This is a genomic window from Anoxybacillus sp. FSL W8-1294 (assembly GCF_037965005.1).
GTDB classification, from domain to species: domain Bacteria; phylum Bacillota; class Bacilli; order Bacillales; family Anoxybacillaceae; genus Anoxybacillus; species Anoxybacillus flavithermus_G.
Genome location: NZ_CP150179.1, coordinates 2,888,395 through 2,903,264, shown reverse-complemented (window position 1 = coordinate 2,903,264; position 14,870 = coordinate 2,888,395). Strand labels below are relative to the sequence as shown.

Annotated in this window: 13 protein-coding genes and 1 pseudogene; 9 read left to right on the top strand and 5 right to left on the bottom strand. The window is 42.0% G+C overall.

The genetic code is table 11. The annotated features are described in order from the left end of the window. Entirely contained in the window at nt 1-1,056 is a 1,056-nt protein-coding gene (locus NSQ23_RS15660) for an ABC transporter ATP-binding protein (RefSeq protein WP_004893199.1), read from the bottom strand. A gap of 176 nt (nt 1,057-1,232) precedes the next feature. Next, a pseudogene (locus tag NSQ23_RS15655) lies at nt 1,233-1,565 on the bottom strand (FAD-dependent oxidoreductase); the annotation flags it as partial. 140 nt (nt 1,566-1,705) lie between these two features. Between NSQ23_RS15655 and NSQ23_RS15650 the strand changes: the two are divergent. The 6 genes from NSQ23_RS15650 (at nt 1,706) to pgmB (ending at nt 8,046) form a co-directional block, all read left to right on the top strand. Beyond that, entirely contained in the window at nt 1,706-2,998 is a 1,293-nt protein-coding gene (locus NSQ23_RS15650; RefSeq protein WP_339172107.1) for a transcriptional regulator, read from the top strand. Nucleotides 2,999-3,087: 89 nt separating this feature from the next. After that, a complete protein-coding gene (locus NSQ23_RS15645; protein ID WP_004893192.1) occupies nt 3,088-3,315 on the top strand; it encodes a hypothetical protein in 228 nt (75 codons plus the stop codon). A gap of 175 nt (nt 3,316-3,490) precedes the next feature. Beyond that, the gene (adhE, locus tag NSQ23_RS15640) at nt 3,491-6,094 is read left to right on the top strand and encodes a bifunctional acetaldehyde-CoA/alcohol dehydrogenase (RefSeq protein WP_339172103.1); all 2,604 of its coding nucleotides are present in this window, start codon (nt 3,491-3,493) and stop codon (nt 6,092-6,094) included. 79 nt (nt 6,095-6,173) lie between these two features. After that, nucleotides 6,174-6,653, top strand: a complete 480-nt coding sequence (gene ybaK / locus NSQ23_RS15635) for a Cys-tRNA(Pro) deacylase (protein WP_339172100.1) — start codon at nt 6,174-6,176, stop codon at nt 6,651-6,653. A gap of 12 nt (nt 6,654-6,665) precedes the next feature. Then, nucleotides 6,666-7,388, top strand: coding sequence for an RNA methyltransferase (locus NSQ23_RS15630; RefSeq protein ID WP_339172098.1), 723 nt, complete (start codon nt 6,666-6,668; stop codon nt 7,386-7,388). Continuing rightward, the gene (gene pgmB / locus NSQ23_RS15625) at nt 7,381-8,046 is read left to right on the top strand and encodes a beta-phosphoglucomutase (protein ID WP_339172096.1); all 666 of its coding nucleotides are present in this window, start codon (nt 7,381-7,383) and stop codon (nt 8,044-8,046) included. Before NSQ23_RS15630 ends, pgmB begins: the two co-directional genes overlap by 8 nt. A gap of 8 nt (nt 8,047-8,054) precedes the next feature. On the opposite strand, the gene pflA is transcribed toward pgmB, so the two are convergent. Both pflA and pflB read right to left on the bottom strand, forming a co-directional pair. Beyond that, nucleotides 8,055-8,783, bottom strand: a complete 729-nt coding sequence (gene pflA, locus NSQ23_RS15620; protein ID WP_339172095.1) for a pyruvate formate-lyase-activating protein — start codon at nt 8,781-8,783, stop codon at nt 8,055-8,057. A 51-nt stretch (nt 8,784-8,834) separates the two neighbouring features. Continuing rightward, nucleotides 8,835-11,093, bottom strand: coding sequence for a formate C-acetyltransferase (pflB, locus tag NSQ23_RS15615; RefSeq protein ID WP_339172094.1), 2,259 nt, complete (start codon nt 11,091-11,093; stop codon nt 8,835-8,837). 270 nt (nt 11,094-11,363) lie between these two features. Here pflB and NSQ23_RS15610 point away from each other — a divergent pair, with 270 nt between their 5' ends. From NSQ23_RS15610 to NSQ23_RS15600, 3 genes are all read left to right on the top strand, one after another. After that, complete coding sequence (locus NSQ23_RS15610; RefSeq protein ID WP_339172093.1) at nt 11,364-12,170, top strand: basic amino acid ABC transporter substrate-binding protein; 807 nt, start codon at nt 11,364-11,366, stop codon at nt 12,168-12,170. Nucleotides 12,171-12,236: 66 nt separating this feature from the next. Then, the gene (locus NSQ23_RS15605) at nt 12,237-12,890 is read left to right on the top strand and encodes an amino acid ABC transporter permease (RefSeq protein ID WP_339172092.1); all 654 of its coding nucleotides are present in this window, start codon (nt 12,237-12,239) and stop codon (nt 12,888-12,890) included. Continuing rightward, the gene (locus tag NSQ23_RS15600) at nt 12,887-13,609 is read left to right on the top strand and encodes an amino acid ABC transporter ATP-binding protein (protein WP_004893164.1); all 723 of its coding nucleotides are present in this window, start codon (nt 12,887-12,889) and stop codon (nt 13,607-13,609) included. The genes NSQ23_RS15605 and NSQ23_RS15600 overlap by 4 nt, the downstream gene beginning before the upstream one ends. 39 nt (nt 13,610-13,648) lie before the next feature. Here the strand turns inward: NSQ23_RS15600 and ald are convergent, their stop codons facing one another. Further along, nucleotides 13,649-14,779: an alanine dehydrogenase gene (gene ald / locus NSQ23_RS15595; protein WP_339172089.1), complete on the bottom strand. Its 1,131-nt coding sequence runs from the start codon at nt 14,777-14,779 to the stop codon at nt 13,649-13,651. Between the last annotated feature and the right edge of the window lie 91 nt (nt 14,780-14,870).

Genomic DNA, 14,870 nt, shown 5'->3' with positions numbered 1-14,870 from the left:
TTATTCCCCCCCGCTTCTTTTCATAACATGGATAGCTTCCGGCTCAAAATGAAGGCCGATTTCTTCCCCGATTTCCGCCTTTTTCGTCGAGTGAACGAGCCACTCGTTACCATATGCATCATAACAACAAAGCTCATAATGGACACCGCGAAATAAAACAGAATCAACACGCACGCGCAACTTGCCGCGTTCAGCGGTTGTTAATTCTAAATCTTCCGGGCGAATGACAATATCGACTCGTTCATTTTTCGCAAACCCGCGATCGACGCACGTAAATTGTTGATTCGCAAATTCTACAACGAAGTCATCAATCATCGTTCCGACAATGATGTTTGATTCTCCGATAAAATCAGCAACGAAACGATTGACAGGCTCATCATAAATATCTTTCGGCGTGCCGCGTTGTTCAATTTTTCCTTTGTTTAACACGAAAATTTCATCAGACATCGCAAGCGCTTCTTCTTGATCGTGAGTAACGAAAATAAACGTAATACCGAGCCTCCGCTGCAATTCACGCAACTCATATTGCATCTCTGTTCGAAGCTTTAAATCGAGCGCAGAAAGCGGTTCATCTAGCAACAGTACGTCTGGTTCGTTGACGATGGCGCGAGCGATGGCGACGCGCTGCCGTTGTCCCCCTGACATTTCATGAATCGCGCGCTGCTCGTATCCTTCTAAGTTGACGAAACGAAGCGCTTCTTTTACTTTTCGTTCAATGTCTGCCTCCGGTATTTTTTTAATACGTAAGCCAAAAGCGACGTTTTCAAATACGTTTAAGTGAGGAAAAAGTGCGTAATCTTGAAACACCGTATTCACTCGTCGTTTATTTGAAGGCACGTGGTTTATCCGTTGGCCATGAAAATAAATATCGCCTTTTGTCGGCTCGATAAACCCAGCAATTAACCGGAGAATGGTCGTTTTTCCGCAGCCGGACGGACCGAGAAGCGTATAAAATTTCCCGCGCTCGATGTCAAAACTAACATCATCAAGCACAGGGAGATCATCATCGTATTGTTTTGTGACATGGTTAAAGCGAATGATGACGCGATCGTCCATTTTGTTTTTCCCACCTCATTTATCCATTTTTTAAGTCCATTATGAACGATCATTTTATATTCAGCAACATTTTATTGAAGCGCGTGCGTATAAGACAAAACCGATCGGATCCACCTCATATGTTTGTAATTTTTTACGACCGATTCGAGCTGTTTTTGTATTTCCTTTGCGAGCAATTTTTCAACTTTCTCCTTAATCTTTTTTTCATTCGCTTCGTAATATTTCCGAGCGTTCTCTTCCCCGACATGTGAAATAAGTTCGTGGTAAATAAGATCGTGCTGGGCAGTAATTTTTGCCGTCGTATGCCCTGTTGTGCCGTGACATAGTCGATTTGCTTCGATGACGGCGACACGCACGCCTTGTTTAGCGAGCAAATAAGCGGTTGTAATACCTGTTATTCCTCCACCAATAATCGCTACATCCGTTTTAATCGGCTTTGTCAAAGGCGGAAAGGATGGTATTGTTGTTGTTTGTAGCCAATACGATTGAGATAACTTTGGTAAAGACATGTTTTTGTTCCTCCATACCCATGTTTTTCTTAATTTTCCCCAAACCGAAAAGTTTATGATGAACATTTGCAAAGATGATAAAATGGAAATAGACGAGTATCGAAACGTTTTAATAACATAACGTAAGAGGGAGAGTTAAAGTGAATAAAGATGCAAATATTCGTTTACAAGATAACGTCGTGTTAGAACATTATGGGCTTAATGAGCTGCATTTAGAATCTGTTCGCCATTATCGCGAACAATTTGCAAAAGTGAAACCAAACCACCCGTGGAACGGATTAGAAACAAAAGATTTTTTATATAAAATCGGCGCATGGGGAAAAATACGAGACACAAACAAAGAGGGACTCACACTCGCAGGACTTCTTATGTTTAGCGAAGAGCGAATGATTACAGAAGTTTTACCACAATACTTTTTAGAGTATCGTGAATATGGAGATGATGAGCTGCATTGGTCAAACCGTTTTACTTCACAGGACGGAACATGGTCGGGAAATATTTATGATTTTTATTTTAAAGTGATGCACGAGGTCAACGACGTATCACAAGTTGAAAAAGACGCTGTCCATGAAGCGTTAATGAATGCAATCGTCCATGCTGATTATAGCGGTGATGGAGGGATTATTGTTGAACGGCAGCGATCATGTATTCAAATGTCTAACCCTGGTTTGTTTGGTATTCCTTTAGAACAAGCAAATAGTGGTGGAGTCAGCTATTTGCGCAATCCAAATATGTTTAAAATGTTTATTTACATTCAGTTTTGTAAACGTGCTGGAGTCGGTTTAAAAACGATGGAGACAATTTACTCACAACAATTTGCTGTTGAGCAATATGATTTTCAAAAACGAACGGTTGTTACATTGCCTATTGTGTCCTTCCCAGAAAGACACGACTATATAAATGAGATCGAGGCATTGAGTGATTGGATGGGCGATGCACCATTATCAGACTCCATAAATAAAGAAAACAACTCCTATAATAACGATCAAAACTCCGTAAATAATGAGTTTGAGTCCGTAAATAAAGACCCAAACTCCTTAAATATCGAAATAAACCCCGTAAATAAAGTGCTTGACTCCATAAATAAAAAGGATAGCTCCGTAAATAAAGATGATAACTCCGTAAACATCTCATTCAACTCCGTAAATAAATTGGATGAGGAAGAAGAAAGAAATATCGATCAGGAGCTATGGAGCATTGCTGAAATTGCGCGTAAGAAAAAAAGACTTGCACCGGCAAAGATGGAAGAAGTCATTTTGCAACTATGTGCCCATCGGCCATTAATGTTAAAAGAATTAGCTTATTTATTAGATCGAACGCCAGACGGGCTGCGCAACAATTATTTAGGAAAGTTATTAGCGGAAGGGAAAATGCGTTTGAAGTATCCAGAACAACTGAATCACCCGAGACAGGCATATATAACGAATAAGTAATATTCATGATTTGTTCAATGTTTCACAATCTAAAAATAAAAAATCATGTTACAATGATGGTAACAACAGAAAAGTTGAGGTGACGGCTGATGCTTATATGTGAATGGAGAGACTTTTCGACAGATGCAGAAACATATACATTGGGATTATTCGAAAAGATGATTGGCGATGAATTTGAAGCGATGATGTTTGAAGATGATCAAGATATTCCTTCTTATATATGGACGGTTAACTACGTCGTGATCGTTAAACGGAATACGCGTATGTACAACGATATTTCTTTTACAAAAATTCCACGCAATCCAGTATGTGAGTAACCGTCTTCTTCATGAGAAGCGGTTCTCTTATACAATATATTTGTTCAATATTTCACAAAGTTGACACACACAAACAAAACCTAATTCATTAAAATAAAAATGTGAAAACAATCACATTTTTATTTTCAACTAATTTGTGAATCTTTTCACAAAAATGATTATGGGAGGGGCTTATATGGCTGTGGAGGAAAAAGTATTAGACCAAAAGAAAGAAGTTACAAAAATGATTGATACGCTCGTTGCTAATGCTCAAAAAGCGCTTAAAGCGTTTCGTGATTACGATCAAGAAACGATTGATCATATTGTTAAACAAATGGCGTTAGCTGGGCTTGATAAACATATGTATTTAGCGAAACTAGCCATTGAAGAAACAAAGCGCGGCGTGTATGAAGATAAAATTATTAAAAACATTTTTGCGACAGAATACATTTATCATAACATCAAATATGATAAAACCGTCGGCGTTATTCGCGAAAATGAACAGGAAGGCGTCATTGAAATTGCAGAGCCAGTAGGCGTCATCGCCGGGGTAACCCCAGTCACGAACCCGACTTCAACAACAATGTTTAAAGCGCTCATTTCTATTAAAACGCGCAATCCAATCATTTTTGCGTTCCACCCATCTGCGCAAAAATGTAGCAGTGAAGCAGCACGTATTTTGCGCGATGCAGCCATTGCTGCGGGTGCGCCAGAACATTGTATTCAATGGATTGAAACTCCTTCTGTCGAAGCAACGCAACAATTGATGCATCACCCTGGTGTTTCGCTTATTCTTGCGACAGGTGGAGCAGGCATGGTGAAAGCGGCATATAGCTCAGGAAAGCCAGCATTAGGGGTTGGACCTGGTAACGTGCCTTGCTATATTGAGAAAACAGCAAATATTAAACGCGCGGTGAACGACCTTATTCTTTCAAAAACGTTTGATAACGGAATGATTTGTGCATCTGAACAAGCGGTCATTATTGATAAAGAGATTTATGATGCGGTGAAAAACGAAATGATCGCAAATAAGTGCTATTTCTTAAACGAAGAAGAAAAGAAAAAAGTTGAAAAGCTTGTTATCAATGAAAATACGTGTGCAGTCAATCCGAATATTGTCGGTAAACCAGCGTATGAAATTGCAAAAATGGCAGGCGTTGATGTACCTGTTGATACGAAAATTCTTGTAGCCGAATTAAAAAGCGTCGGTCCACAAGAACCACTTTCTCGTGAAAAACTAAGTCCAGTGTTGGCGTGCTATAAAGTAAACAGCACAGAAGAAGGATTAAAGCGGGCAGAAGAAGTGCTTGAATTTGGTGGACTTGGCCACTCCGCTGTCATTCATTCAGAAAATCAAGAAGTCATTCTTGAATTCGGTAAGCGAATGAAAGCAGGACGAATTATTTCGAACGCACCATCTTCACAAGGGGCGATCGGTGATATTTACAACGCATACATTCCGTCATTGACGCTCGGTTGTGGTACATTCGGTGGCAACTCTGTTTCAACAAACGTCGGTGCGACACATTTAATTAATATTAAAAAATTAGCGAGAAGGAATGTAAACATGCAGTGGTTTAAAGTTCCACCAAAAATTTATTTTGAAAAACATGCGACACAATATTTAGCGAAAATGCCAAACATCTCACGTGCCTTTATCGTTACAGACCCGGGTATGGTGAAGCTCGGCTATGTCGATAAAGTGTTATACTATTTGCGTAAACGTCCAGATTATGTGCATTGCGAAATTTTCTCAGAAGTTGAACCAGATCCATCGATTGAAACAGTGATGAAAGGTGCCGACATGATGCATGCGTTCCAGCCAGACGTCATCATCGCGCTCGGCGGTGGTTCGGCGATGGACGCGGCGAAAGCGATGTGGTTGTTCTATGAACATCCAAATACCGACTTTAATGGCTTAAAACAAAAGTTTTTAGATATTCGTAAACGCGTATTTAAATATCCAAAACTCGGTCAAAAAGCGCAATTTGTCGCGATTCCAACAACGTCTGGTACAGGTTCAGAAGTCACATCATTTGCGGTCATTACAGATAAGAAAAATAACGTCAAATATCCGCTTGCTGACTACGAGTTAACACCAGATGTCGCCATCGTTGACCCACAATTCGTCATGACGATGCCAAAACATATTACAGCGGATACAGGTATGGACGTATTAACACATGCGATTGAAGCGTACGTATCGAACATGGCGAACGACTATACAGACGGATTAGCATTAAAAGCCATTCAACTCGTCTTTGAATATTTGCCACGCGCATATAAAAACGGCAACGATGAAGTCGCGCGCGAAAAAATGCATAACGCATCAACGATTGCCGGTATGGCATTTGCTAACGCATTTTTAGGCATTAACCATAGTTTAGCGCATAAACTTGGCGCAGAATTCCATATTCCGCACGGACGTGCGAACACGATTTTAATGCCGCATGTCATTCGTTACAATGCGCAAAAACCGAAGAAGTTTACAGCGTTTCCGAAGTATGAACATTTCGTAGCTGATCAACGTTATGCTCAAATTGCTCGCCTGCTCGGCTTGCCAGCGAAAACGACAGAAGAAGGAGTAGAAAGTCTCGTTCAAGCGATCATTAAGCTCGCAAAAGAACTCGACATGCCATTAAGCATCGCGGAAACAGGCGTCAGCAAAGAAGAGTTTGAAAGCAAAGTCGAACAACTCGCTGAATTAGCTTTCGAAGATCAATGTACAACAGCCAACCCAAAATTACCATTAGTCAGCGACCTTGCCGACATTTATCGCCAAGCGTATAAAGGGGTTTAAGATGATAAGGGACGTCCGATGAAGGATGTCCCTTCTTTTTGTTTATGGTACACTAATAGGGGAAAGCGAGGGACGGATGGTGAAACAAACGAAGACGAATGCTGTGCGCATGCTCGATCGCGCACGTGTGCCATATGAATTGCTCACTTATGACTATGACGATGGGCAAATTGATGGGAGATCGGTTGCGAAAAAAATTGGACAACGTGAAGAGATTGTATATAAAACGCTTGTGACAAAAGGGACGAGCGGACAACTTTATGTGTTCGTCATCCCTGTCGTAGCGGAGTTGGATTTGAAGAAAGCGGCGAATGTTGTCGGTGAAAAAAGCGTGCATATGTTGCCTGTGGCGGACATTGAAAAAATGACAGGGTATGTGCGTGGCGGTTGCTCGCCAATTGGGATGAAAAAGATGTACGACACGTATGTTGACGAATCAGCTCTTGCGCACGAGCAAATCATTGTGAGCGCAGGAAAAATTGGCATGCAAATGAAGCTTTCTGTTCAAGATTTATTAAAGTTAACAAATGGGAAAACCGCACATATCATCAAAGCGTAGGAGGGTTGTCGCATGCGAATGACAAAAGAGGAAGAACGTCAATGGCTAAAGCAACGCATGGAAGAAGGACTGTTGACAGACGACAATCGCTTGCTTTGGGAAATGATTTTGCCGAGTCGCTTAAAGCGCATGTACGATGTGTTAAGCGAACGAACAAGATATATTACGATTTTGACTGAAGCGGTCGATGATCCGCACAATCAAGCAGCGGTGTTACGTTCAGCCGAGGCGTTCGGTATTCAAGACGTTCATGTCGTCACCGGAGCGGCTCCATTTGAACCGAATAAATGGGTGACGCGACATGCGGACAAATGGTTAACCGTGCATAAACATTCATCGATTGAACAGGCCATTCGCCACCTCCAACAAAACGGATATCAAGTATATGCAAGCTATTTAGGAGAAGGAACGATTCCGCTTGAACAAATCAACGTATCGAAGCCAACGGTGCTTTTGTTCGGGAATGAGCATCGCGGAGTATCCGAAGAGGCGCTTGCTTTGGCGGACGGGAAGTTTATCATTCCGATGAACGGCTTTGTGCAAAGCTTTAATATTTCCGTTGCTGCAGCTATTTCTCTTTACGATGTCACGAAGCGAGCAAAACAAGTGGCAGGGGAGCGTTATCATTTGTCGCCGGCGGAAAAGAAGGAAATATATGAGCATTGGATGAAGCTTTCGCTTAGTCCGCGGTTAAGAAAAATGGTAGAAAGTCAAATGGGAGGACGCAATGATTGAAGCAGTTATTTTTGATTTAGATGGCGTCATTGCTGATACAGTCGAGTTATATTATATTGCGACAAAACGTGTCGCCGATGAAATAGGAGTGCCGTTTGATCGACAGCTCAATCAAAAGCTACAAGGCATGAGCAGACAGGCGATGGTTGAGGCGCTTCTTGGTGAAACGGCGCATGAATGGACGGAAGAAGAAAAGCGCGCTCTTGGCGACCGCCGTGGCCAATATTATCGTGAGCTGATCGAACAACTGTCGCCGAGCGACGTGTTGCCGGGAATGTGGGATCTTCTTTGCGGCATTCAGCGCGACGGTGTCCCGATGGCGCTTGCATCGTCAAGTTCAAACGCACGTATCGTTGTTGAACGGCTTGGCGTACGCTCTTTTTTTGACGTCATTGTCGATGTAAAAACGATTGCGCGCATGAAGCCGGATCCAGAAATTTTTTTAACAGCTGCGAAAGAGCTCCATGTCGATCCATCTCATTGTATCGCCATTGAAGACGGAGAGGCAGGAATGAAAGCGATTAAGCAAACAAATATGTTTTCCGTCGGCATCGGAGCTCATTTAGCCCCGTTGTCTCCCGATTGGCTCGTTCAACAGACAACACAATTGACGTGGGGCGAGTTAAAAAAACGGTTTATGCAAAAAGCTGGTCAATGACGACCAGCTTATTTTGCGCCTAATATTTGTTTTGCTTTTTCAACACTTTCTTCTGATGGTGTCGGGATGCCTTCAAGCGGATATGTCAGTCCGAGCGCTTTCCATTTGTACACGCCGAGTTGATGATAAGGAAGCACCTCAATTTTTTCGACGTTGCGCAACGTACGAATGAATGCAGCTAAGCGTTGCAAATCGTTTTCATTGTCTGTGATGGTTGGAACGAGCACATGGCGAATCCAGACGGGTACGTTTCGTTCAGATAAAAGACGAGCAAAAGCTAAAATATGTTCATTTGTTTTTCCAGTCAGTTTACGATGTTTTTTTTCGTCGATATGTTTCAAATCAAGCAAAATTAAATCTGTATATTGAAGCAATTCATTCAGCTTTTTCTGGAACGATGCCTCTGTCGTATAACATCCGCCAGACGAATCAATCGTTGTATGGATGCCAAGTTGCTTACAGCGACGAAATAACTCAATTAAAAAGTCGATTTGTAAAAGAGGCTCTCCGCCACTTACTGTAATCCCGCCGCCAGATGCTTGCATAAACGGCAAGTATGTTTGGGCATCAGCGATGATTTCATCGACGGACATTTGATTTCCTTTGCCAATTTCCCACGTATCTGCGTTGTGGCAATATTGACAACGCAATAAACAGCCTTGGGTGAAAATGACATAACGAATGCCAGGACCATCAACTGTTCCGCACGATTCAATCGAATGAATAAATCCGTTCATGATGTTTTCCTCCTAGGTAGAAAGCTCCCACGCATCGTGGGAGCTTCCGCGTCACATTGTTTCATGGAACGTCCGATTAATGACGTCAATTTGTTGTTCACGTGTTAATTTAATAAAGTTGACCGCATAACCTGATACGCGAATGGTCAGTTGCGGATATTTTTCAGGATGTTCCATCGCATCAAGTAATGTTTCGCGGTTAAAGACGTTGATGTTTAAATGATGACCGCGTTTTTGTGCATAACCATCTAAAATGGCGACAAGGTTTTGAATGCGTGTCGCGTCATCTTTACCGAGCGCTTTTGGCACGATTGAGAACGTATTTGAAATGCCGTCTAATGCATATTCATACGGTAATTTTGCGACAGAGCTTAATGACGCAAGCGCCCCTTTTGTGTCGCGACCGTGCAACGGGTTAGCGCCAGGTGCAAACGGTTCGCCTGCGCGGCGGCCGTCAGGTGTATTTCCTGTCTTTTTACCGTATACGACGTTTGATGTGATTGTTAAGATCGATGTTGTATGTTTTGAATCGCGGTACGTTTTATGTTTGCGCAATTTTTTCATAAAGCGCTCGACAATATCGACAGCAATCGAATCGACGCGATCATCGTTGTTTCCATATTTCGGGAAGTCGCCTTCAATTTCAAAGTCGACCGCTAAGCCATTTTCGTCGCGAATCGTTTTTACTTTTGCATATTTCATTGCGCTAAGTGAGTCAGCGACGACAGAAAGACCAGCAATTCCCGTTGCCATCGTGCGCATGACGTTTGTATCATGAAGCGCCATTTCAATGCGCTCATAACAATATTTATCGTGCATGTAATGGATGACATTTAATGTATTAATATACAATTCAGCAAGCCATTCCATGACGTTGTCAAATTTGCGCATCACTTCATCGTAATCTAAGTATTCAGATGTGATTGGCGCAAACTCTGGACCGATTTGCACTTTTAATTTTTCGTCAACGCCGCCGTTAATTGCGTATAATAATGCTTTCGCAAGGTTTGCGCGCGCGCCGAAAAACTGCATTTGTTTACCGATGCGCATGGCGGATACGCAGCATGCGATGCCGTAGTCGTCACCAAACTCAGGACGCATTAAATCATCATTTTCATATTGAATGGAGCTTGTTTGAATCGACATTTTTGCACAATATTTTTTAAACGCTTCTGGTAATTTTGTCGACCAAAGAACCGTTAAGTTTGGTTCTGGCGCTGGACCTAAGTTGTCAAGCGTATGCAGGAAACGGAACGAGTTTTTCGTCACAAGTGGACGGCCATCAATGGCGACACCGCCGATCGACTCTGTTACCCACGTTGGGTCACCGCTAAATAACTCATTATATTCTGGTGTTCTTGCGAATTTCACGAGGCGCAATTTCATGACGAAATGGTCAACAAGCTCTTGCGCTTCGCGTTCAGTTAATGTGCCTTCTTGTAAGTCGCGTTCAATATAAATATCTAAAAACGTGGAGACGCGACCTAAGCTCATTGCCGCACCGTTTTGTTCTTTAATCGCAGCAAGATAAGCGAAATATAACCATTGGAACGCTTCGTGTGCGTTGCGAGCTGGTTTGGAAATATCGTAGCCGTAGCTTGCCGCCATTTCTTTTAGTTCTTGGAGGGCGCGAATTTGTTCGGCTAACTCTTCACGGAGACGAATGATGTCTTCGCTCATTGTGCGCGCACCTGTGTTGCGTAAATCTTTTTTCTTCTCTTCAATGAGGCGATCTACACCATATAGTGCCACGCGACGATAGTCACCGATAATGCGACCGCGTCCATAGGCGTCAGGAAGCCCTGTAATGATTCCGGCTTTGCGTGCGGCTTTCATTTCGTCTGTATATGCGTCAAATACGCCTTGGTTATGTGTTTTACGATATTGAGTAAAAATTTTCTTTACTTCGTCGCTAACTTGATATCCATAAGCTTCGCATGCTTGTTCAGCCATGCGAATACCACCAAATGGCATAAGTGCTCGTTTAAACGGCTCATCTGTTTGAAAACCGACAACTTTTTCAAGTTCTTTATTTAAATAGCCAGGTCCGTGCGATGTAATGGTCGATACGATTTCCGTATCCATATTGAGAACGCCGCCTTTTTCGCGTTCAAGTTTTGAAAGTTTCATCACTTGTTCCCAAAGTGTTTTTGTCGCTTCAGTTGGACCTTGTAAAAACGATTCATCCCCTGTGTAAACGGTTACGTTATTTAAAATAAAATCACGAACGTCAATTTCTCTTTTCCATTTATCACCTTTAAACGTTCTCCAAGCGTCCATTAACGCTTCATTTACAGCAAGTAGCGTCATTATATCTCCTCCCAATCTTTAAAGAATAATTAAAAATATCCCCTACATAAAGAATACTACTTCTTTACAAAGATGGAGGGATGAAATGATGACAAATTTGTGAAATGTTGATCAAAAACATTTTCTAAAATAAAGATTTTTCCAAAAATTATTTTTATAAAATTTGTTGCATAAAATTAAAAAAGCTGATAATATGTGAAACATGAAGAACATAGCATGTTTATACATGAGTATTTATTATTTTACAGTAAATAGTAAGGGGGAGTAACTATGATAAAAAGAAGTATAATTGTAGCATTTGTATGTATGCTTATTTTTGCGCTTGTCGGATGCGGTAGTTCGACAGAAAAGACGACATCAAAGGAACAGAAAAAGAAAATTACCGTTGTGACAAATCCATCATTTGCACCGTTTGAATATATGGATAAAGGAGAAATTGTCGGTTTTGATATTGATTTATTAAAAGCGGTAATGGACGAGGCTGGACTAGAATATGAATTAAAAGGCATCGGTTGGGATCCGTTATTTGCAGCCATTCAAGGAAAAACAGCGGATATGGCCGTTTCCGGTATTACGATCAACGATGATCGAAAACAAACGTATGATTTCTCGATTCCTTACTTTGAATCGACACATATGATTCTTGTCAAAGAAGGAAGTTCGATTAAAAGCGCGAAAGATTTACAAGGAAAAGTTGTCGGTGTGCAAAACGGGACAACAGGACAAGAAGCGGTTGAAAAAATTTTAGGAAAAGAGAATAAAAATATTAAAAAGTTCGAGGATACAGTCGTCGCAATTATGGACTTATTAAACGGCGGTGTGGAAGCTGTTGTGACGGACAATGCTGTCGCAAACGAATATATAAAAAATAATCCAGATGCAAAAATCGTGGCATTTGAAGATCCAGAACATTTTGAAACGGAGTTTTACGGCTTTATGTTCCCGAAAGGTAGCGAGTTAAAACAAAAAGTAGATGAAGCATTGAAAAAAGTCATTGAAAATGGTACGTATGCAGAAATTTATAAAAAATGGTTCGGGATAGAACCGAATATCGAATCATTACAACAACAGCAATAACATGGACGTAAAAGTTGCGTAACTGTTCCCGGTTACGCAACTTTTTCAAAGGGAAAGGTGAGACATATGGATTTTCGTTTTGATATTGTAGTTGAATATGCGCCGTTTTTTTTCAAAGGCGTGTTATGGACGATCGGCTTATCGTTGATCGGCATCTTTTTCGGGACGATTCTCGGCTTAGCCATTGGGCTTGGAAAAATGGTTCAAAATCGTTTCGCCCGTCTTCCGTTTGATTGGTATGTTCATTTTTTCCGCGGTACGCCATTATTCGTACAAATTTTACTTATTCATTTTGGAGTCATGCCGATTTTTACCTCTCAACCGAATCCGATCGTATCCGGCGCGATTTCGTTATCTTTAAACGCAGCTGCATACATTGCTGAAATTTTCCGTGCTGGTATTCAATCGATCGATCGTGGTCAAATGGAAGCAGCTCGCTCGCTCGGTATGACACATGTACAAGCGATGCGTTACATCATTTTACCGCAAGCGATTAAGCGAATGATTCCGCCGCTTGGCAATGAATTTATCGTGTTAATTAAAGATTCGTCGCTTGCAGCAATTATTGCGGCACCTGAACTGATGTATTGGGGACGAGCGATGCAGGGTCAATATTATCGCGTTTGGGAGCCTTACTTAACTGTTGCCCTTATTTATTTAATTCTCACTCTTTCGCTAAGCAAGTTGCTACACTGGTTAGAAAGAAGGTATGATGCATGATTCAAGTGACCAACTTAAAAAAATCGTACGGATCGCTACATGTGTTAAAAGGAATTGACGTGCATATTCGTGAAAAAGAAGTTGTCGTTGTCATTGGTCCTTCCGGTTCAGGAAAATCGACATTTTTACGTTGTTTAAACATGCTTGAAGATTTCGATGAAGGCGATATTATCATCGATGGATTTCGTTTAAAAGATCCGAAAACGGATTTAAATAAAGTGCGCGAAGAAGTAGGAATGGTATTTCAACGATTCAATTTATTTCCGCATATGACGGTGCTGGATAACATCACACTCGCCCCGATGAAAGTGCGCAAATGGCCAAAGGAAAAAGCGGAAGAAAAAGCGCTACAATTGCTTGCGAAAGTCGGTTTACAAGATAAGGCGAACGTATATCCAGATTCATTATCAGGTGGACAGGCACAGCGTGTCGCGATCGCTCGTGCGCTTGCGATGGAGCCGAAGGTGATGTTATTTGACGAGCCGACGTCTGCGCTCGATCCCGAAATGGTCGGGGAAGTGCTTGCCGTCATGAAACAACTAGCAAAAGAAGGAATGACGATGGTCGTCGTGACGCATGAAATGGGATTTGCTCGTGAAGTTGGGGATCGCGTTCTCTTCATGGACGGTGGAGTGATCGTAGAAGAAGGAACGCCACAACAAATTTTTGATGCGCCACAACATGAGCGAACGAAGTCGTTTTTATCCAAAGTGTTATAGGAAAAAGGTGTCCAGTTTGTCAAGACACCTTTTGTTTTTTTATGCTAATAGTTGCTTTTCCAAAGCTACTTCGACCGGAACGTAATCGTAACCGAGGTCGCGTGCGACTGCTTCGTATGTGATTTCTCCGTTTGCGACGTTTACACCGAGGCGTAATGCCGGGTTGTCCGCAACAGCTTTTTGCACGCCCTTGTTTGCAATTTGTAGTGCGTACGGCATTGTGACGTTTGTCAATGCGAGTGTAGAGGTGCGTGGAACCGCCCCTGGCATGTTCGCGACTGCATAGTGAACGACGCCGTGCTTCACGTATGTTGGGTTGTCGTGTGTTGTCACATGGTCGCTCGTTTCCACAATGCCACCTTGGTCGATTGCTACGTCAACGATGACAGAGCCTGGTTGCATCGCTTTTACCATTTCTTCTGTCACAAGTTTTGGCGCTTTCGCCCCAGGAATTAATACGGCACCGATGACAAGGTCCGATTCAGCGACTGCTTGAGCGATGTTCATTGGATTAGACATGAGCGTATTAATTTGGCTTCCGAAAATGTCATCAAGCTCACGTAAACGTTCTGCACTTAAATCAATAATTGTGACGTTTGCACCTAAGCCAATCGCGACTTTTGCGGCGTTTGTTCCAACGACACCGCCACCGATAATTGTTACTTTGCCACGGCTAACACCTGGAACGCCTGAAAGAAGAATTCCTTTTCCACCTTTTGTTTTTTCGAGGAATTGAGCACCGATTTGTGCTGCCATGCGTCCTGCGACTTCGCTCATCGGTGTTAAAAGCGGTAATGTACGACCAACTTGTACTGTTTCATAAGCGATCGCAATGACGCCTTTTTCTTTCAATGCACGCGCTAACTCAGGTTCAGCAGCAAGATGTAAGTATGTGAATAGCACTAATCCTGGACGGAAATACTCGTATTCGCTCGGTAGCGGCTCTTTTACTTTCATCACCATATCGGCTTGTGCCCAAACGTCTGCAGCGCGCTCAATGATTTGTGCCCCTGCCTGAACGTAATCTTCATTTGTAAAACCGCTTCCAAATCCTGCATCTTTCTCAATGATAACAGTATGTCCATTGCTGACAAATGACATAACGCCAGCAGGTGTAATGGCAACACGATTTTCGTTATTTTTAATTTCCTTTGGAACACCAATAATCATAAGCTGTTTCCCCTTTCATGTTGTCTTTTTGTATTATCTACAGTATAAACGGTTTTTATCATTTGTTGTTTGTTAAGAAGGGAGAAAGAAA